Consider the following 18,905-nt stretch of genomic DNA (forward strand, 5'->3'; position numbering starts at 1 on the left):
GAGCGAAGGCTGCGCAGATGTCGGACGTTCAAGCGACATACCGCCGAGGCACGGGCCTTCCCGGGCCGAACGGGGCGACGACCAGGACGGCCGAGCGGGTCGATGACGCGTTCTTCCGTCCGGTTTTTACCGGTCGGCGGATGTGGCTGAACCGGATCGGCATAGCCGTCTGGATCGCAAGTCTCTTCTTTTTCTGGCAGTGGTGGTTCGATCCGCAACATGTTGCTTCCGTCAGCCGTTACGTCTTGGTGACGGTCGTCCTGCTGTGGGTCACGCTGATACCGGTCTATTTTGTTGTCATCTTCTCACGTGCGCGTATTCCTGTGGAACCGGCGTCGGTGCCGAGCAATGCGCGGGTGGCCATGATCGTGACCAAGGCCCCCTCCGAGCCCCTGTCCGTCGTGAAGCAGACCTTGAAGGCGGCGCTTGCCCAGAAGGGTGTGGCGCACGACACGTGGCTCGCCGACGAGGATCCGACACCGGAAACCCTGAGCTGGTGCGCTGAACACGGCATCCGCGTCTCGACGCGGCGCGGCGTGAAGGACTATCATCGGCCGGACTGGCCGCGCCGGACCCGGTGCAAGGAAGGCAACCTTGCCTATTTCTACGATCACTACGGCTACGAGAACTATGACTTCGTCAGCCAGTTCGATGCGGACCACGCACCCGATCCGGAGTATCTCAGGCATGCCGTCGCGCCGTTTCGCGATCCGTCGGTCGGATATGTGTCCGCACCCAGCATCTGCGATACGAATGCGGACCTCAGCTGGGCGGCACGGGGCCGGCTTTTCGTGGAAGCGAGCATGCACGGAGCGCTGCAAACCGGCTACAATTCCGGCTGGGCGCCATTGTGCATCGGATCGCATTACACGGTCCGCACCGCAGCCCTGAAACAGGTCGGCGGGCTGGGGCCGGAACTGGCCGAAGACCATTCGACCACCTTGCTCATGAATGCAGGCGGATGGCGCGGCGTTCATGCCGTCGATGCGATCGCGCATGGCGAAGGTCCGGAAACCTTCGCCGACCTGGCCGTCCAGGAGTTCCAGTGGTCCCGGAGCCTGGTCACCATCTTGCTGAAATACTCGCCCGACTATGTGCCGAACCTGTCAGGGCGCATCCGGTTCCAGTTTCTGTTCTCGCAGATGTGGTACCCGCTGTTCTCGGTGATGATGGCGCTGATGTTTTTCCTGCCCATCTACGCACTCCTGTCCGGCGAGAAATTCGCCAATGTGACCTTTCTCGAGTTTCAGCTTCATGTACTCCCGGTCGGCCTGGCCCTGATCTTTCTTGCCTATTTCTGGCGGTCCACGGGGCTGTTCCGCCCGCGCGACGCCAGGATCATCAGCTGGGAGGGCATGGCCTTCATGTTCCTGCGCTGGCCGTGGTCGCTGCTCGGTGCTCTTGCCGCGCTCTGGGATGTCGCGACCGGGCAGAAGCGCGATTTCAAGATCACTCCGAAAGGCGGATCCCACAAGGAAGGCCTGTCCTTCCTGTTCCTGGCGCCCTATGTCGTGCTGGCCCTGGCTGCCGGAGGCACCGCGCTGGTTGTCAGGGAACCCGGAACAGCGGCGGGCTTCTATCTCTACAATCTCGTGAATGCCGCAGCCTATTGTGTGCTGCTTGTTGTCATTTTGATGCGGCACGGCCGCGAGAATGGTACCGCAGTGGTCTCTTTCGACCGGAGCGGTTTGGCCGGTGTGTTCTGCCTGTTCCTGATTGCGGGCGTCGTTGGCGGAGCCACTTACCAGCACTCGGCCAAGGGCGTTTCGGCCATGATGACCGGGGTCAGTGCCTTCTCACTGACCGAAACAGTGTTCGGCTTTGCCGGGGCCGGTCAGGGCTCGGGGCGGACGATCATACGCTACCGGGTCGAATGGCGCGGGTTCGGGCAGGCCGAAACGCAGACCGTGCCCATGGACGTCGCGCCGCCCGGGCAGGGACGCACTTCACTTGATTCAAAACAATGAAATCACCGCCGCGGTAGGCACACTTGGAATTGCCGGTACAGAAAGCGCAGGGACGCGTTCAGCCGGATCAGTTTCGGCGGTGTCAAAACTCCGCAGCGGTTCGACGAGAGGCGTAAGCAGATGGTGAGCCAACATCCAAGACTATCCAGGCGGCAACTTCTGGTAACAGGGGCCGCGGCCGCCGCGACCGCCGGCATGGGGGTGCCGGCCGCGCGCGCGCAAACCGTTGTTGAAGGCCGGGATCTGAGAAAAGACAAACGGCCCGTGCTTTATCCGGACGGCCCCAAGTTCGGGTGTTACGACCCTTATGGTGACTTCACCGACGACCGCCGGGTTGCGACCGAACACCTGTTCCTGCCCTGGGAAGATGTCGATCTGGCGGGTCTGCCCGAAGCCGACGCCTATGCGCTTGAGCGAAACCGCAAGATCCTGGTGACCATCGAGCCCTGGTCCTGGGCCCTGGACTGGAACGTTTCCCAGGGGCAGCTTCGCGATCTGATCATTTCCGGTCAAAGGGATGCCAACCTGAGGGCGATCCTGAGTGTCTTGCAGGGGTTCCAAAGCCCGATCACGATCCGCTGGGCCCAGGAAATGGACAACCCCTTTATCCGGTTTCCGTGGTCCAAATGGGCACCGGAAGACTATATCGCCGCGTTCCGGCGGGTTTCCGCGATCGTGCGGGAAATGCTGCCGGGAGCGCAGATGATGTGGTCCCCGAGGGGGGAAAAGGATCTGCAGGATTATTATCCAGGCGATGAACATCTGGATCTGGTCGGTCTGACCGTTCTCGGGCTGGAGCGCTATGACGAGATCGAATATGGTGCAACGAGAAGTTTTGCCGAGTCGGTGCAACAGGGCTACGAACTGACGGTGGACTACGGAAAACCCATCTGGGTGGCCGAACTCGCCTACGAAGGTGGCCTGGATTACGTGCGTGACTGGGTGATGGAGGCGGACCTGAACTACCCGGAATATCCGGAGCTCAAGGAAGTCGTCTATTTCAATGACAAGGAAGTCTGGGAATGGCCTTACGGACTGGGTCTGCCGGACTGGCGGGTGATCCGGGATCGTCCCTCCTATCCCAACAGACGCTAGAGGACCAACCGGAATGTTCAAATCGCTGACACGCGCCTTGGGTCTTGCGGTTCTTCTTTGCGCTGGCGGAGCAGTTCAGGCTGCCGAAAAGGTCGAGGACGAGAAAGACCCCGTTACCCTTGCGGCGGAAAGCGCCCGGCCGATGACCGTCGACGAACTCTTCCGCATCTACAACAACAGGACCTGGATCTGGGAGGACGGGGCCGGCTATTTCCAGGCCCACAAACGGCGCTTCATTTCCTGGGTCAGACGCGGCCGAACCGCCTCCTTCGGCGACGGCAACTGGTTCATGACCCAGGATGGGAGGATCTGCTTCCGGGCGAAATGGCACGCCACGGACGGCGCGGCCATTGCGACGACGTGTTTTCAGCATCGCACGGATGGCAGGAACAACTACCAGCGCAGCTGGCCGGACGGGGAGTGGTACATTTTCGCGCACACGCCCCGCAGGAGCGGCGACGAGATCAACAAGCTGAAAGCGGGAGACCAGGTCACGGCCAGCTTCGAGCGCAACAGACAATACATCGCCGAAAACGGTGTGCCGCAGGACTTCTGCTCGAGAAGGGACCCCTTAGTAAAAGCCTTTTGCAGCCTGTTTGGCGGTTGAGAACCAGCTGGAGGCTCCCGGAAGCCTCCAGTCTGGAGAACCAAGGCCGAGGGGCCAGTAATGGGGCTCCTTGTCGTTGAAATAGACAATCGCGCGCAGTTGCCGGAAATGCTCAGACGAGGACACGGTCTCAAACAGGTTCGAGAACCAGTTTTCGCGGTAGTCCGATTTACCGGAAACGCCAAGTTCCGCGATGATCACGGGCTTTCCGAACTGAGCGACGCGGTCGTATTTCTCGGTGAATGTGGAACTGAAATCGCGCCAGCCGCCGTAGTATTTCTCGTCCATCTTCTCCAGGCCCCAGAGCGATACGCCGACAAGGTCCACGACGTCGTCGCCGGGATAGTAATCAGCCAGGTTCTTCTCTCCTTTCGGAGACCAGACGAAGGAAACATTTTGCGCGACGGACTTGCAACTGCCGACAAAGTGGCGGAAGGCGGACTTGAAGCCTTCATTGTCCTTTCGCGCCCAGGGATAGCGGCCGGTCGGGTCCTCCATTTCATGACCCCAGCGCACCAGCACCGACCCGTCGAAACCGGCCAGTTCGCTGCAGACACGGGTGATTTCCTTCCGGAATTTTCCCGAGACGATGTCCTTGAAAAGGTGTTCGCCGCCGTCGCGCCAGTTGACTGCACGGGTATAGGGTTCGACCGTGACCATCATCTTGCGGGCATGCTGCGATGCGTAGTCGAGACGGCTGCGCAGGGCATCGACATCCAGAGCCTGCCAGTAGACGAACATGTGTTCGATATCGACGTCCCGCTCACCCTTGAAGGCCGAGTGGGGGTCATAGACACCGAAGGACATGCCGTTCCTGTCGAGAGCCTCGACAAAGGATTCCGCAGACCCGGACTGACCGGGGGCCTGTCCTGCCGTTTCCTTTGCCTGTGCCGGCCCATGGAGCGCCAGCGGCAGAAGAAGGGTCAGAATACTGCCTACTGTTCGCATGCGAGCCCCTTTGATCGACTGTCCTGGCTGCGTCTTGCCTGTCTTCACCGACGCGCCATTACCCTATGTGGGAATTTCTCCGGCAGCGATCAAGCAAATCGTCCGGTTCCCGGGCGGGGGGTATCGTCGAAACCGAATTAGTTCAGAGGATATTTAACAAGTCGGAAAGAAGTCCGGTTCAATCGAAATGTCAGCAAAGCTCTGACAGTGACAGGATCCAGAAAAATGCAATGCGACAACAGGACGGTACTGGTTGCGGGCGGGGCCGGCTATATCGGCGCCCACGCCTGCAAGGCCCTGAAGCAGGCCGGGTATACGCCGGTGGTCTATGACAACCTGGTGACGGGACATCGGTATGCCGTCAAGTGGGGCGCATTCGAACATGGTGACATTCTGGACCGCCGCCGGCTCGACGAGGTGATGCGCAAGCATGCGCCGGGCGCCGTGCTGCACTTCGCCGCTTATGCCTATGTAGGGGAATCGGTGGAGGATCCCGGGAAATATCATCGCAACAATGTTGCGGGCAGCCTGTCTCTGCTGGAAGCCTGCCGCGACCACGGCATTCCCCATTTCGTGTTTTCAAGCAGCTGCGCCGTCTACGGAGTGCCCGAGCAGGTTCCGATAAACGAGCAAACGCCGTCCTGTCCGATCAATCCCTACGGCTGGACCAAGTTCCATGTCGAGCAGATGCTGAAGGATTTCAGCGCGGCGCATGATCTTTCCTTCATGGCCTTGCGATACTTCAATGCCGCGGGAGCCGACCCGGAGGCCGAGATTGGCGAGGATCATGACCCCGAGACCCGGATCATCCCCCTGGCGATCCGGGCAAGCGAACCGTCCGGGCAGGTCTTCAAGGTGTTCGGAACCGACTACGACACGCCCGACGGGACCTGTATCCGGGATTACATACATGTGTCCGATCTTGCAGATGCGCATGTGCGTGCCTTGCAGGCGCTTCAGGACGGCGGAGGCTCTGCCTGCCTGAATCTCGGCACGGGCGAGGGAGCCTCGGTCCTGCAGGTTGCCCGTGCAGTGGAAGACGTCACGGGACGGGATGTGCGGCTGGAGTTTGCCGAAAGGCGGCCCGGGGACCCTGCCGTGCTTGTTGCCGATGCCGGTCGGGCCAAGGAGCGTCTGGGCTGGCAGCCGCGCTTCCGCGATCTGGCCGACATTGTCCGGACTGCCTATCGCTGGCATGGTACAAAGTGACGCAGCGAAATGTTTTGTGCATTATGCCGGAAATTTCGAACTATTGAAAATAGGCTTTGTTAATCTCTGGGGAGGACCATGAACGGGTCATCTTCAAAAGGAGCTTGCGACCGATGAAATCTATCAAGATCAAGAGTGAACGCTCCGGTTCGCCTGCCACCAAGAGATCCGTATCGATGGTCTGCGCGTTGAGTATCGGCCTTCTTGTCGGTGCCGCACCGACCAGCGCTCTCGCTGAATCGGGTGTGAACAAGGGCGTCAATGTCGGCACCGTGCTGCGCAAACTTGCGAAGAAACCGACCAAGGCCCGCTACGCGACCAACGCTCGGTCACCCTATGTCTGCACATTCACGGGTTTCGGCAAAAAGGGCGGCTGTTACCGCCGGGCCAGTCAGTAATCACCAGGCGTTTTCGCGATCAGGCGGCTGACAGGCGCACTGTTCGCACTGTTCTCGATTTTCATGGAACATTGCCCCGGCAGACAGGTGTCTTCCGGGGCAATTTCATTCAGGACCGAGGTTTCAGGTTTTCCGGGTCGTAGAGCGGCGCGTAGCCGACACCGGCGACCTCGACCGGATAGGTCTCGGAGAAATACTCCACGTTCAGCTTGCGGCCGACTTCGCAATAGTCCTGCGGCAGATAGGCGAGAATGATGTTCTTGCCGATCGTCGGGCCGTAGGCGACCGAGGTCGTATAGGAAATGCGCCCCAGGCTGTCGACGAGGGTCTTGCCGGTGTCCGGATCCTGAACCGGCATGGTGCCGACCGGATAGCGCCTGACACCGCTGGCGTCGGTGTTTTCCTGCATCACCAGGGTGCACAGCATGGCCGGCTGCTTGTCGCGGGCGCGGTATTCCAGGTGCTTGGCCTTGCCCCGGAAATCGGCTTCCTTGACCTTCGGACGGGCCAGATCCGCCTCGTAGAGATTGTACTGGGTCAGAAGGTCCGCGTTCTGCAGGCGCAGGGACTTTTCCAGGCGGCGGGAGTTGGCGTAGGTTTCCACGCCGACAGCCATGACGCCGATGCCGCGCAGGGCATCCCAGACGGCGAGGCCGTCCTCGTATTTCATGTGCAGTTCCCAACCCTGCTCGCCGACATAGGACAGGCGCAGCGCCATCACCGACTTGCCCGCGATCTCGATCTGGCGGATCGCCGCGAACGGGAAGTTTTCCGGATCGAGACCGGCCGGGTCCGCGACCACCTTCTTCAGGTTCTCGCGGGCGTTCGGGCCCCAGATGCCGATGGTGGTGAACTTCTCGCTGACATCGGTGACGGTGACGTCGAAGCCCTTGTCGGCGGCCATGCGCTTGACATAGTGGTAGTCGCGCGGGCCGGCATCGGCGCCGTCGACGATGCGGCAGCGGTCTTCCATGCGGAACACGGTCAGGTCGGCGCGCACATTGCCCTCGTCGTCGAGGAAGTGGGTGTAGATGCCCTTGCCGACGTTGTTGTCGCCGCCGATCTTGGCCGCGCACAGCCATTCCAGCAGCTCGACATGGTCCGGGCCCTCGACGTCGAACATGTAGAAATGCGACAGGTTGATGAGGCCGCAATCCTCGCTCAGCGCGAGCTGCTCGGCATTGGAGACGCGCCAGAAGTGGCGGTTGTCCCACTCGTTCTCGCGCACCGGCACCTGGTCACCGTATTTTTCAAGGAGGGGCTCGTTGGCCGCGTAGCCATGCGCACGTTCCCAACCGCCCAGCTCCATGAAATAGCCGCCAAGCTCGACTTCGCGCTCATAGAAGGGCGAGCGCTTGACGCCACGGCTGGAGACATAGGGCTCGCGCGGATGGACCGCCGGGAAATAGATCTTCTGCGCCGCTTCGTAGCAGCGGTTCTCGATATATTCCTCGGTCATCTGATGTGCGTAGAAACGCGAATAGTCGATGGCCGCGTGGTCAATTTCGGTGCGTCCGTCGGTGATCCAGTCGGCGATCAGCTTGCCGTAGCCCGGGCCGTCCTTGACCCAGATGGCGACGCAGTACCAAAGGCCGCGCACCTTCTGGCTTTCGCCGCAGGACGGACCGCCGGAGGCGGAAACCTGGAGCAGGCCGTTGAAGGAATGGCCTTCGTTGTAGCCGATCTCGCCAAGGATCGGCGTCAGTTCCATGGCGCGTTCCAGCGGCTCCATGACCTGTTCCATTTCCAGGTCGCGTTGCGAGGGTGACAGGCGGGCCTGATCCTTTTCCAGAATGTCGCGCGGATGGCACATGCGCGGTTCGTTGGGCTCATAGTAGCCCCATTCGATCTGGCCGCCTTCGGTGGTCTTCGGGTCGCCGGTGTCGCGCATATAGGCGGAGTTGCCCTGGTCGCGCATCAGCGGGAAGCCAATATCCTTGCCGGTGCCCTCGAACTCGTTGTACGGGCCGAAGAAGGTCAGCGGGTGGTCGACCGGCATGACGGGCAGGTCTTCGCCGACCATCTCGGCGATCAGGCGACCCCAGAGGCCGGCGCAGACGATGACATGATCCGCCATGATCGTGCCGCGATGGGTCTTGACGCCCTTGATGTGGCCGTCCTCGACGATGAGAGACTGGGCGGGCGTGTTGGCAAAGGCTTTCAGCTTGCCGCTCTTCTCGCCTTCGTCGACCAGCTTGCCGGCAACGGTCTGCGAGCGTGGAATGACGAGGCCCGCATCCGGATCCCACATGCCGCCCTGGACCATGTCCTCCTCGATCAGCGGGAACTTTTCCTTGATCTCTGCGGGTTCGACCAGGCGCACGTTGGTGCCGAAGGCCTTGCCGGAAGTCACCTTGCGCTTGATTTCCTCCATCCAGGCATCGTCGCCGGTCCGGGCGACTTCCAGGCCGCCGACGCGGGCGTAATGGCCCATCTTGTCGAAGAACTCGATGGAATATTGCGTGGTCCAGACCGACAGGTAGTCGTGGCTGGTGGTGTAGCAGAAGTCGGAGGCGTGGGCCGTCGAGCCGATGTCGGTCGGAATGCCCGACTTGTCGATGCCGACAATGTCGGTCCAGCCGCGCTCGATCAGGTGATGTGCGACCGAGGCGCCGACAATGCCGCCCAGACCGACGATGACAATTTGTGCCTTGTCAGGAAATGCTGACATGTCTCATTCCTTTTCCATCAACCGGACGCGAGATCCTATCGTCCCGCCTCTGTCGTGTCTTCGAAACCCCGCGGCGGGCATGCCGGACCCGGTATCGGTCCTGCCGTCGGCGCGTGCTCCGAAATTCCATGTGTTGACGGCAGTATCGCGACTGAAAGCGGGGCCAAATAGCGTAATTGCGTCATGACGGCATAATCGCCACGACACCGGCCTGAAATCGCATCGGCAAATTGCTGGAGGTCGGTGCCGCAGGGTGCGTGACCCGCCTTCGCGGAACGTATCCATTGTAACAGATGTGTCAGGCGTTCGCGCTGGGCAGGCGGCTCCGATACAATCCTTACAGTTTTGCCTCTAAGACAACGTCCGGCGGATACGTCCGGTAGCGATCTTCTGTGCAGTGGGCGCCAGGTTTTTGCCTGGCAGCACCCAATTCGATCTCGGCTATTGGCCGCCAGACACAGAGGACAAACGACATGAGCTTCCGATTGCTGACACCCTATTCCAAGACACTTGGCTGGAACAAAAAACTCGGTCCGGCCTGGTCCGACTGGATGGAGGGGAGCGACGCCGGTGCACCGGTGGAAAGGTCCGCGCGCGGTGATGACGACGGTGCCAATGATCCCGCCGCAAGTCCGGAAGAGGAAGACAGATCCGTTCGTCGCGGTGGCGATCTGGCGGGCGGCGCCGATGGCGTTCGAACGATGGAGCGCGGTGAAGCCGCCGATGTCGCCTGGTCCTTCGGCGGCTATGGCGGCATCGGTTTACTTGGTGGCCTTGGCGGGGCCATCCCCCTGCAGAACGGGCTGGGCCTGAACCTGTCGCCGATCAATTTCTGGATCGATTATGCGGGTGAGGATGAATTCCACGGCACCAACGGCGTCGACCGGGCCTACGGCCTCTGGGGGGACGACGACATCTTCCTCTACGACGGCAATGACACGGCCCATGGCGGCTTCGGCAACGACCTGATCGTGGGCGGGCGCGGCAATGACCGGCTTTACGGTGAAGCCGGCAATGATGTCCTGTCGGGCGATGTCGGCGACGATTACCTGAATGGCGGCACAGGCAATGACGTGCTGCTCGGCGGCCACGGCAAGGACCAGATCCATGGCGGCTCCGGCAACGACCGGATCGACGGCGGCTTTGACAGGGACGTGGTACGTGCCGGTGACGGTGACGACCGGGTCGAAGGCGGCGATGGCAACGACACGCTCTGGGGCGATGACGGCCGGGACACGATCCTGGGCGGCGACGGCGACGACCAGCTTTTCGGCGGCCTCGGCAACGACCTGCTGCAGGGTGGTGCCGGCGACGACCAGATGGACGGTGGTGCGGGCCTGGACGTGCTGGTCGGTGATATCGGCAATGATGTCATGGATGGCGGCGCCGGTGACGACACCATGGACGGCGGTGCAGGCAACGACCTGATGCAGGGCGGCGACGGCTCCGACGAGATGGAAGGCGGCGCGGGAAATGACCAGATCCTTGGCGGCGGCGATGCCGACTGGCTCTTTGGCGATGGCGGCAACGACTATATCCATGGCGGAGCCGGCAATGACCATATCACCGGCGGCAGCAACAGCGCAGGCGACATCGGCGATTACCTGCATGGCGGCACCGGCTTCGACATTTTCTATTTCGCGGCCGGCGACAGCGGCGGGGCCTCGGGGCCGATGGACGTGATCGGAGATTTTGTCCAGGGCGGTGACCTGATTGTCATCGAGGGCTTCTTCGCAGACTTCCTGGGTGAGCAGGCCGGCTTCTCCAACACGCCGGGCGCAGAGGCGTATTACGAACTGGTCCAGGACGACCAGTTCGGCGCGGTCACCAATGTCCATGTGCGTGACGGTTTCGGCCTTGAGGCCGACCTGTCCTTCCAGGTGCTCGGCCATGTCGACCTGACGGTGAACGACCTGTTCCTGATCTGATGTCCGGAAGCCCGGGGCTGCCCTCAGGGGCGGCCCACCTGGTTTGCTCCCTGAACTGCCGCGTATGAAGACCGGGTTCTTCGGCGCGGCTTTTTTCGGTTGTGGCAATCAATTGGAAACCGCTGATACAATTGAAATCTTTCGCGAAATCAATCAGATAAGCAGGGCTCCCATCTTCGTATCGTCAGCAGGGAAGCTGACGCGCCCAAGATGGAGAGATGCACATGAAAGCGAAAAACACCCTTCTGACCGCTCTGGCGGCCCTTGCCGTCGGCACGGTCTTCACCGTGTCCGTTCCGGTGTCCGCCCAGGCGGCTGACCGCAGCGTCACCTGCAATGACGGCACCGTCTACAATTTCGGTCCGGACGACGCGATCAGCAACGAAGTCGCCTGCGCCAGCCATGGCGGCGTCAAGCCGGCTTCGCCGTTCAAGGCCGGCAAGATCAAGACCCGCGGCATGACGGTCAAGCCGGCCAAGCCGCTGCGCGTTTCCGGCAATGGCAGCCAGCAGAACGCAGTGCCGGACGGATCCTATGGCGGCAAGAACAAGGCCGTTGCCTGGACCACGGGCTGCTATGCCGAATTCGGCCCGAACGCGGCCCACCCGGACGCGGCAATGCTGCAAAAATGTCTGGGCAACTGAGACGGGCGACAGGTCGGAAGATGACCTGATCCGTTCAAGATAACCCCGTGTTTCCCCGGAAACGCGGGGTTTCTTGGTTCCTGGCCTTAGGCTGTAGTGACAAATTAACGACTGGCATCGTTGGGGTCAGGATCGTTTTCCTGAACAGGCGGAAAGCGCAAGGAAGTGCAGCGCACTTTCGAGCATTTCCAACGCCTTCAGGGACGATCCTGGACCAACCCCGAAGGGGCCGTCCGAAAATCGGGTCATTTCTGCGTCGCATGTCGTCGAATATGCCCCGCATGTCCGTCCTCCATGCTCCTTGATATGACCCGATTTTCAGGCGGCGCTGCCAATCGTTAATCTGTCACTACAGCCTAGTCAGCCTGTTCGAGGATTGCCCGGTAGACCTCCGGGTCGGTATCGCCTTCGCTGCCGAAGACAAGCAGCCGCGAGCCCTCGTTCAGGTCCAGTTGCCTGCGCCACGCCGCATCGAGGCAGCAGGCCTCTGCCGCGGCAAGGCCGGCAATGGCCGATTCGCCTGCGGTTACCGGGGGCGTGCGTCTTGCCAGGCGGCGCATCCAGCGGCCCACGGACGCTTCCGGAATGCCGACTGCGGCATCGCAATGGTCCTTGAGGACTTCCCAGGCGAGAAGCGAGACCTCTCCGCAGGCAAGGCCCGCCATCAGCGTGTCGAGATCACCTTCCACCGCGACGGGTTCGCCCGCCTCGAAGCTTGCCAGCCAGCAGGCCGCCTCCAGCGGATCGCCCAGGATGACCCGGGGACGGGTGTCGCCAAATTGGCGCTTGACCTGGGCCGCGACGGCCGCCGCCATGCCGCCAACGCCGGTCTGCACAAACACGTGGGTCGGCGGTTCCGGCAGTGCACGCAGCGCTTCGGCTGCCATGATCTCGTAGCCCTGCATCACGTCGCGCGGCACATCCAGGTAACCGGGATAGGAGGTGTCGGAGACGACAAACCAGCCTTCCGCGGTTGCCGTGCGCTGTGCTTCACGCACGGACTCGTCGTAGTTTCCGGACACACGGCGAACCTCGGCGCCGTATTTCGCGATCGCCGCGCGGCGGCCTTCCGACACGGTCGCATGGATGAAGATCACGCAGCGTGCCCCGAACCGTTCGGCGCCCCAGGCGACCGAGCGGCCGTGGTTGCCGTCCGTTGCGCAGCAGACCGTGATGTCCCCGGCTTCCGGATGGGCCCTGTCGGTCACTTCCTGCATCGAGATCTCGCGACCGAGCCGCCTGGAAAGTTCTTTTTGCAGCAGGCGGGCAACGGCATAGGCGCCGCCAAGAGCCTTGAAGCTGCCCAGACCGAACCGGGAACCCTCATCCTTGTAGTGAAGGGAGGCAACGCCGAATTCGGCAGCGATTTCACTCAGGGAAACAAGCGGTGTCGGTGCGTAGCCGGGCCAGTTGGACACGGCCTCGAATGCGTTCGCATAGGCCTTGTCCGAGAGAATGTCGTTTTGGGCGGGGGTCCATGGCGCATCGCGCCTTGCCGTCCGGTTCGAAACCAGGCGGTACTCTTCAAGCATATTCCGACGTCCTTCCGTGTGGCCAGAGGCGGCGTTTGCCGCCTCTGGCCATGTCTCAGAAATTGTTCTGTTTTTCAATCGATCCCAGCAGGGCATCCAGCATTTCGATGCCTTCGGCGCCATATTGCTCCTCGATGAGGGCGCGCACGGCCGGCTGGGCGGCTTCAGCGAATTTCGCCTGCTCTTCCGGGGTGACGACATTGACTTCCATCTTCGCGGCAAGGGCCGGCAGACCCTTGTCGGAGGCCTCGATGACGCGGGACGCGGAGCGCCCGGCATCGGTGGCAACCTCCGCCGCCCAGTTGATCAGCGTCTGGTATTCCGGTGCCAGCCCGTCATAGAAATCGGAGTTGATCGTCCAGACATAGGGCGTGATGACGTGGTTGGTGATCGAGAGGTATTTCTGGACTTCGTCGAACTTGGCGAAGGCAATGATCGGCACCGGGTTCATCTGCCCGTCCGCAACACCTGTCTGCAGTGCGGTGTAGACCTCCGCCCACGGCAGCGGGGTCGGCTTGCCGCCGAGAGAGGAGATGATCGCCTCATGCGTCGGCAGGGTCATGGTGCGGATCTTGAGCCCTTCCATGTCTTCGACGGAGGTGATCGGGGCCTTGGAGTTGGTGAAGGCGAAGAACCCGCCTGAATCCAGCAGGCCAAGCACCTTCAGCTCGGTCTTGCTTTCCAGGTCGGCGACGAATTTCTTGCCGAATTCGCTGTCCTTGTCGATCACGCGCGTGGCGACGCCGATGTTCGGGAAGGCGAAGGGAATGTCGAAGACGCCGACGAGCGGGTAGTGCTGCGCAAGACCGCCGGACGAGGAGATCGTGCTTTCAACGACGCCGGTGCGGACCTGGTCGATGACCTCGTTGTCCTTGCCGAGCTGGCCGTTCGGAAACAGCTGGACCTCGATTGCGCCGTTGGAGTTGGCCTCCACAAGCGACTTGAACACGGCAGCCATGGCGCCGGAATGGCTCTGGGTCGGATCTTCCGGGTTGAGATGCGCGAGGCGGATGGTGATGTCCGCCGCAAGGGCCTGTCCGGTCAGCGCGACGGCCGCCGTGAGCGCGATTGCGGTGCTTCTGAGGAACGACATGGTTTTTCTCCTGTTATCGAGAGCGGTTGGGAGGTCAAAGTCCGAGAAGGCGGGGTATGAAGAGGGTGAGATCCGACCAGTAGGCAATGACCAGAAGGATCGCGACTTCGGCCAGGATGAAGGGCCAGAGCTCCCTGGTGATCCCCTCCACCTTTTCCCCGGTCACCGAGGCCAGCACGAAAAGGCAGGCGCCCACCGGTGGCGTCATCAGGGAAATGTTCAGCGCGAGAATGATCATGATGCCCGCATGGACGGGGTCCATGCCGATCTGGACGGTCAGCGGCGCCAGCACCGGCGCGAGGATGATCAGCGTTGCGTTGATGTCCATCACCAGCCCGATCAGCAGCAGGAGCATCAGGATCAGGCCGACGATGATTGCGGGTTCCTGTGAAATGGACAGCATGGCGCGGGCAATCGCCTGGGGGACCTGGTTGAAGGTCATCCACCAGCCGAGGATCGTGGCCGAGGCGATGATCAGGAAGATCACGCCGGTGATGCGGGTGGTCCTGACACAGACCTCGTAAAGGTCCTGCCAGGTGAGCTTGCGGTAGATCACCCCGCCGACAAAGAGGGCATAGGCGACGGCTATGGACGCCGCTTCCGTCGGTGTGGCGAAGCCGCCGAGGATCGACCCCAGAATGAAGACCGGCAGAAGGGCGGCGAGGAACCCTTCCCGGAAAGCGGCCCAGACGGCGCAGAGCGTCGGGCGCGGGCCGCCGGCCGGCAGGTTCTTGCGTTTTGCGTTCAGCGCGATAACCAGCATGCAGATGCCGCAGATCAGAAGACCCGGCAGGATGCCCGCCGCGAACAGGCCGGCGATCGACACACCCATGATCGAGCCGTAGATGATGGCCAGGGTGGACGGGGGGATGGTCGGGCCGATGATCGACCCGGCAGCCGTCACCGCGCAGGCATAGGAGCGGCTGTAACCGGCCTTCTGCATCGCCGGGACGAGGGTGTTGCCGAAGGCCGCGGCATCCGCGGTTGCCGAGCCCGTGATGCCGGCGAACATCACGGAGGCGACCATGTTGGAATGGGCCATTCCGCCCCGCAGCCAGCCGACCAGTGTGTCCGCCAGCTTGACGAGGCCTTGCGTTATGCCCGAGCGGTTCATGATCTCGCCGGCCAGGATGAAGAAGGGCATGGCCAGAAACGGAAACAGGTCGAGCCCGGCAAACATGCGGTCCGGTGCCATGGTCATGAACCGTGGGCCCATGTCGATGATGCCGATCATGCCGGCAACGCCGATGGCAAAGCCGACGGGCATTCCGAACGCGAGAAAGCCGAAAAAGGCGATAGGAACCAGGTAGATGCCCATTATTCCTCGCCCACGTCCGGATTGGCTGCCCCCAGGCTTTCCGGTGCCCTTGGCGCTGTCCAGTCATGCAGGGCCACCAGGACCAGCTGGATGCAGGCCAGGCCGGCTGCCAGCGGCACGCCGATGAACGGATAGCCTTTCGGTATGGCGTAGATCATGGTCATCCGGGAAAAGCCGCGCTCGGCAAAGGCGATGCCGTAGTAGAGGAGCGCGAAGAAGAAGAGAAAGGCGATCAGGTCAAACGCGACCGAAACGAACCGGCGTGCCGCCGGAGGAAAGCGCGAAAACAGGAACTCCACGCCGATATGTTCGCGGTAGATGATACCGGAGGACACTGCCAGCAGTGCCATCCAGATCATCAGGTATCGCGCCAGTTCTTCGGTGAAGGTGAGGGGCAGGGGGATGACGTAGCGCACCAGCACGCCGAGCCAGACATCCAGCACCAGCGCCACGAGCAGGAAGACGCAGAACCGCTCCACGAACCAGTTGATCCTGAGGCTGAGCGCTTTCGTCTTTTCGTGAATTTCGGTCATGTCGACACGCTCCGGAGCAACAAGATCAGCACTTGTTTCGGCAAGCTAAGCTCATGGTCCGAGGGCCGGTCAAGCCGGAAATGCACTCAAATGAAGCAATAATGAATACTGACTACTTTATGTGCAATCGCCTAATTGTTTCGCCGCGAAATGAAGCATGTTCGCCGGGCCAAAGAGGCGCCGAGGGACAGCCTGTCAGCCCTGGATTCGACCGGCGGCGGAGAGCGGGCGTGACGGGTCAGGTCTTGGGTGCGGTGATCAGATGGTAGTCCTGAGGCTCGCGGTGCAGCTTGAAATTGAAAACGTTTTTGCGAAGCTCGGCGCAGCGATCCAGGTCGACGGTCGCCGTGATGACTTCGTCTTCGAGGGTGACCGCGCGGGCCGCGATTTCCCCGGTGGGCACGACGATTGCGCTGCCTCCGATCAGGTCACAGCCTTCCTCGCGGCCCGCCTTTGCGGCCGCCACCACCCACATTCCGTTCTGATAGGCGCCGGCCTGCAGCGAGAGTTCGTTGTGAAAGTACTGAAGGTGATCGTGCTCGGGGGCGGGCGGATAGTGCAGGGGGGTGTTGTAGCCGAGCATCACCAGTTCCGCCCCGCCCAGGCCGAGCATGCGCCAGGTTTCCGGCCAGCGTCTGTCGTTGCAGATGCACATGCCGAATTTGCCCGCCTCCGCGTCAAAGACCTGGAAGCCCAGGTCGCCTTTCTCGAAGTAGCGCTTCTCAAGGTGCTGGAAGGGGCGCCAGGTCTCGTTCTCCCTGTGTCCCGGCAAGTGGATCTTCCGGTATTTTCCGGCGATCCGGCCGCGTTCGACATAGATGGCGGTGTTGAACTGGCGCCCTTCCGGGGTGAGTTCGGCGTAGCCAAGGTGGAATCCCATGCCGAGTTCCGCCGAAAGGTCGAATAGCGGCCGCACCGCTTCATTCGGCATGGCCGTTTCGAACCAGGCGTGAATTTCGGCGGGGTCTTCCATGTACCAGCGCGGAAAGAACGTTGTCAGGGCGAGCTCGGGGAAGACGACGATCCTGGCGCCGCGACCGTGGGCCTCGCGCATCAGCGCACACAGTCTCCTGACGGCACTGGCGCGGGTCTCGCCGCGGGCGATCGGGCCAAGCTGGGCGGCAGCCACGACGAATTTCCGGTCCATTGGATTTCCTTTTCGAGTGAGCGTCCCGCACCTGCTTGCAGGTTGCGTGCCAGATATACGCGATCTTGCGGCAAGGGTCGGAGTGCAGCCGGATGTCCGGGCTGGCGGCGAAGAGGTCAGGCCGGGCCCGCCTGGATGCCCGCCTGGAGGCCACGTGTGCCGGCCGGCGCGGCCGTAACCCGCTGCCGGCCAGGCAAGATGCGCGTCCCTGCCGGAGGGATCTACCCCGGGGCGCGTTCCGCCCAGCCCGCGAAGATCTTCTCGAGGCCGACGACAATGTAATAGAGGACGATGCCGAGCACGGCCAGCGCAATCAGGACGGCGAACATGAGCGGGTAGTCCGAGTTGGTCTTGCCGCTGTCGAACAGGGCGCCCAGTCCCCTGCCGTGCGGGCTGACGATCTCCATCAGGTTGGTTCCGATGAAGGCCAAGGTCACGGACACCTTCAGGGCGCCGAAAAATTCGGGCAGCGTCTTCGGCAGGGCGATTTTCCAGAAGATCGTGGTTTGCGAGGCGCCCAGGGATCTCAGGATGTCGCGGTATTCCGGTTCCAGCGTCGACAGGCCGATCGACACCGAGACGGCGATCGGAAAGAAGGAAATCATGAAGGCGATCAGGATGGTGTTGAAATCATGCGCGCCGACGAACATCAGCGCCACGATCGGAACCACCGTTGCCTTGGGAATGGCGTTGAACCCGACCAGCAGCGGATAGAGTGCCTCGCGCATGGTGCGCGAGAAGCCCATGACCATGCCGAACGCGATGCCGACGATCACGGCGAGCAGCAGGCCGACGACCGTGCGCCAGAGTGTCTGCCAGCCCATCACCAGGAACAGCTCCCAGTAGCGGGTATAGGCCGGCCACAGGTCGCTGGGCGACGCCATCTTGTAGTTAGGCCAGCCGTTGAGCCAGACCAGGGCCTCCCACAGAAGCAGGAAGACAAGGATTGCGACCAGCGGAACGGTCAGGGAGCGCAGGCGTCCGGTCATGACATGGCCTCATCCGGGACGCGGCCCTGAGCGATTTCGATCTGGTGCCGCAAGATTGTCAGGCGTTCGGCGGATTCTGCAGTGTAGAGATCTTCCAGGTCGGCGGGTGCCGAGCGGGAGATGTCCATGACGTATTGCGTGCGCGCGGGGCGTCCGGACAGGACGACAACCTGGTCGCCCAGGAAAATGGCTTCGCGCAGGTCGTGGGTGATCAAGACGCCGGTGAAGGGTTCCTTCGCCTTCAGGTCATGCATGGTTTGCCAAAGGTCCTCCCGCGTGAAGGCATCCAGCGCGCCGAACGGTTCGTCCAGGATCAGGACCTCGGGCTGGTGCACCAGGGCCCGGCACAGGGAGGCGCGCTGGCGCATGCCTCCCGAGAGTTCGGACGGGCGCTTGTCCTCGAACCCTTCCAGGCCCACGAGGGACAGGAGGTGCCGCGCGCGATCAACCGCGGCCTGACCTTTCAGGCCGTTGGGAACGATCTCCAGCGGCAGCATCACGTTTTTCAAAATGGACCGCCATTCCAGCAGTACCGGGTTCTGGAACGCCATGCCGACGGTCGAGCGCGGCCCGCGCACCCGTTCTCCATGCAGCCAGACCTCGCCTTCATCCGGGCGCATCAGTCCGGCGATGAGGCGGGTCAGTGTCGACTTGCCGCAACCGGACGGACCGACGACCGCGCAAAAGCCGCCTTCATCAACGGAGACCTCGAGTCCGTCGAGGACGGGTAAAGGGCCGGCCGCGGTCGCGTAGGCATGGCGCACGCCCTTTATTTCTATCAAAGCTGTCATGGGATCCTTGATGGTGGGGGCGCTTGGCCCCCACG

Annotated in this window: 16 protein-coding genes; 7 read left to right on the top strand and 9 right to left on the bottom strand. The window is 62.1% G+C overall.

Going from position 1 to position 18,905, the window contains the following annotated elements; all coding sequences use genetic code 11:
- Positions 1–17 precede the first annotated feature (17 nt).
- The 3 genes from O6760_RS13995 (at position 18) to O6760_RS14005 (ending at position 3,669) form a co-directional block, all read left to right on the top strand.
- Positions 18–1,967 (top strand): glycosyltransferase family 2 protein, encoded by a 1,950-nt coding sequence (locus O6760_RS13995; RefSeq protein ID WP_269585973.1) that lies wholly within the window; start codon positions 18–20, stop codon positions 1,965–1,967.
- Positions 1,968–2,087: 120 nt separating this feature from the next.
- Positions 2,088–3,062: a glycoside hydrolase family 26 protein gene (locus O6760_RS14000; RefSeq protein ID WP_269585974.1), complete on the top strand. Its 975-nt coding sequence runs from the start codon at positions 2,088–2,090 to the stop codon at positions 3,060–3,062.
- Between the two features lie 13 nt (positions 3,063–3,075).
- Positions 3,076–3,669, top strand: coding sequence for a DUF995 domain-containing protein (locus tag O6760_RS14005; protein ID WP_269585975.1), 594 nt, complete (start codon positions 3,076–3,078; stop codon positions 3,667–3,669).
- On the opposite strand, the gene O6760_RS14010 is transcribed toward O6760_RS14005, so the two are convergent.
- Positions 3,634–4,617, bottom strand: coding sequence for a glycoside hydrolase family 26 protein (locus O6760_RS14010; protein ID WP_269585976.1), 984 nt, complete (start codon positions 4,615–4,617; stop codon positions 3,634–3,636). The genes O6760_RS14005 and O6760_RS14010 overlap by 36 nt on opposite strands.
- A gap of 225 nt (positions 4,618–4,842) precedes the next feature.
- Here O6760_RS14010 and galE point away from each other — a divergent pair, with 225 nt between their 5' ends.
- Together galE and O6760_RS14020 are read left to right on the top strand one after the other, a co-directional pair.
- Complete coding sequence (gene galE / locus O6760_RS14015) at positions 4,843–5,826, top strand: UDP-glucose 4-epimerase GalE (RefSeq protein ID WP_269585977.1); 984 nt, start codon at positions 4,843–4,845, stop codon at positions 5,824–5,826.
- 113 nt (positions 5,827–5,939) lie between these two features.
- Positions 5,940–6,224 (top strand): hypothetical protein, encoded by a 285-nt coding sequence (locus O6760_RS14020; protein WP_269585978.1) that lies wholly within the window; start codon positions 5,940–5,942, stop codon positions 6,222–6,224.
- A 109-nt stretch (positions 6,225–6,333) separates the two neighbouring features.
- Here O6760_RS14020 and O6760_RS14025 read toward each other — a convergent pair whose 3' ends face one another.
- Positions 6,334–8,895, bottom strand: a complete 2,562-nt coding sequence (locus O6760_RS14025; RefSeq protein WP_269585979.1) for a GcvT family protein — start codon at positions 8,893–8,895, stop codon at positions 6,334–6,336.
- Positions 8,896–9,368: 473 nt separating this feature from the next.
- On the opposite strand from O6760_RS14025, the gene O6760_RS14030 reads away from it, so the two are divergent.
- Together O6760_RS14030 and O6760_RS14035 are read left to right on the top strand one after the other, a co-directional pair.
- Positions 9,369–10,823 (top strand): calcium-binding protein, encoded by a 1,455-nt coding sequence (locus O6760_RS14030; protein ID WP_269585980.1) that lies wholly within the window; start codon positions 9,369–9,371, stop codon positions 10,821–10,823.
- 224 nt (positions 10,824–11,047) lie between these two features.
- Positions 11,048–11,467, top strand: coding sequence for a hypothetical protein (locus tag O6760_RS14035; protein WP_269585981.1), 420 nt, complete (start codon positions 11,048–11,050; stop codon positions 11,465–11,467).
- A 356-nt stretch (positions 11,468–11,823) separates the two neighbouring features.
- Here O6760_RS14035 and O6760_RS14040 read toward each other — a convergent pair whose 3' ends face one another.
- The 7 genes from O6760_RS14040 to O6760_RS14070 all read right to left on the bottom strand — a co-directional run bounded on the left by O6760_RS14040 (position 11,824) and on the right by O6760_RS14070 (position 18,870).
- Entirely contained in the window at positions 11,824–12,999 is a 1,176-nt protein-coding gene (locus O6760_RS14040) for a diaminopropionate ammonia-lyase (RefSeq protein WP_269585982.1), read from the bottom strand.
- A 55-nt stretch (positions 13,000–13,054) separates the two neighbouring features.
- Positions 13,055–14,092, bottom strand: a complete 1,038-nt coding sequence (locus O6760_RS14045) for a TRAP transporter substrate-binding protein (RefSeq protein ID WP_269585983.1) — start codon at positions 14,090–14,092, stop codon at positions 13,055–13,057.
- A gap of 34 nt (positions 14,093–14,126) precedes the next feature.
- A complete protein-coding gene (locus O6760_RS14050; protein ID WP_269585984.1) occupies positions 14,127–15,410 on the bottom strand; it encodes a TRAP transporter large permease in 1,284 nt (427 codons plus the stop codon).
- Positions 15,410–15,943, bottom strand: a complete 534-nt coding sequence (locus O6760_RS14055) for a TRAP transporter small permease (protein ID WP_269585985.1) — start codon at positions 15,941–15,943, stop codon at positions 15,410–15,412. Before O6760_RS14055 ends, O6760_RS14050 begins: the two co-directional genes overlap by 1 nt.
- Before the next feature lie 238 nt (positions 15,944–16,181).
- The gene (locus O6760_RS14060) at positions 16,182–17,090 is read right to left on the bottom strand and encodes an N-carbamoyl-D-amino-acid hydrolase (RefSeq protein ID WP_269585986.1); all 909 of its coding nucleotides are present in this window, start codon (positions 17,088–17,090) and stop codon (positions 16,182–16,184) included.
- Between the two features lie 221 nt (positions 17,091–17,311).
- Complete coding sequence (locus O6760_RS14065) at positions 17,312–18,079, bottom strand: ABC transporter permease (protein WP_269585987.1); 768 nt, start codon at positions 18,077–18,079, stop codon at positions 17,312–17,314.
- On the bottom strand, positions 18,076–18,870 hold the full coding sequence (locus O6760_RS14070; protein ID WP_269585988.1) for an ABC transporter ATP-binding protein: 795 nt from the start codon (positions 18,868–18,870) through the stop codon (positions 18,076–18,078). Before O6760_RS14070 ends, O6760_RS14065 begins: the two co-directional genes overlap by 4 nt.
- Positions 18,871–18,905 lie beyond the last annotated feature (35 nt).

The sequence above is a fragment of the Roseibium sp. Sym1 genome (assembly GCF_027359675.1).
GTDB lineage: Bacteria > Pseudomonadota > Alphaproteobacteria > Rhizobiales > Stappiaceae > Roseibium.

Bases quoted from the DNA above. Each gene is read 5' to 3' on its own strand.
- O6760_RS14035 (WP_269585981.1), top strand. From the start codon at position 11,048: ATGAAAGCGAAAAACACCCTTCTGACCGCTCTGGCGGCCCTTGCCGTC.
- O6760_RS14040 (WP_269585982.1), bottom strand. From the start codon at position 12,999: ATGCTTGAAGAGTACCGCCTGGTTTCGAACCGGACGGCAAGGCGCGAT.
- O6760_RS14065 (WP_269585987.1), bottom strand. From the start codon at position 18,079: ATGACCGGACGCCTGCGCTCCCTGACCGTTCCGCTGGTCGCAATCCTT.
- O6760_RS14030 (WP_269585980.1), top strand. From the start codon at position 9,369: ATGAGCTTCCGATTGCTGACACCCTATTCCAAGACACTTGGCTGGAAC.
- O6760_RS14005 (WP_269585975.1), top strand. From the start codon at position 3,076: ATGTTCAAATCGCTGACACGCGCCTTGGGTCTTGCGGTTCTTCTTTGC.
- O6760_RS14020 (WP_269585978.1), top strand. From the start codon at position 5,940: ATGAAATCTATCAAGATCAAGAGTGAACGCTCCGGTTCGCCTGCCACC.
- O6760_RS13995 (WP_269585973.1), top strand. From the start codon at position 18: ATGTCGGACGTTCAAGCGACATACCGCCGAGGCACGGGCCTTCCCGGG.
- galE (WP_269585977.1), top strand. From the start codon at position 4,843: ATGCAATGCGACAACAGGACGGTACTGGTTGCGGGCGGGGCCGGCTAT.
- O6760_RS14050 (WP_269585984.1), bottom strand. From the start codon at position 15,410: ATGGGCATCTACCTGGTTCCTATCGCCTTTTTCGGCTTTCTCGCGTTC.
- O6760_RS14055 (WP_269585985.1), bottom strand. From the start codon at position 15,943: ATGACCGAAATTCACGAAAAGACGAAAGCGCTCAGCCTCAGGATCAAC.
- O6760_RS14010 (WP_269585976.1), bottom strand. From the start codon at position 4,617: ATGCGAACAGTAGGCAGTATTCTGACCCTTCTTCTGCCGCTGGCGCTC.
- O6760_RS14060 (WP_269585986.1), bottom strand. From the start codon at position 17,090: ATGGACCGGAAATTCGTCGTGGCTGCCGCCCAGCTTGGCCCGATCGCC.
- O6760_RS14025 (WP_269585979.1), bottom strand. From the start codon at position 8,895: ATGTCAGCATTTCCTGACAAGGCACAAATTGTCATCGTCGGTCTGGGC.
- O6760_RS14045 (WP_269585983.1), bottom strand. From the start codon at position 14,092: ATGTCGTTCCTCAGAAGCACCGCAATCGCGCTCACGGCGGCCGTCGCG.
- O6760_RS14000 (WP_269585974.1), top strand. From the start codon at position 2,088: ATGGTGAGCCAACATCCAAGACTATCCAGGCGGCAACTTCTGGTAACA.
- O6760_RS14070 (WP_269585988.1), bottom strand. From the start codon at position 18,870: ATGACAGCTTTGATAGAAATAAAGGGCGTGCGCCATGCCTACGCGACC.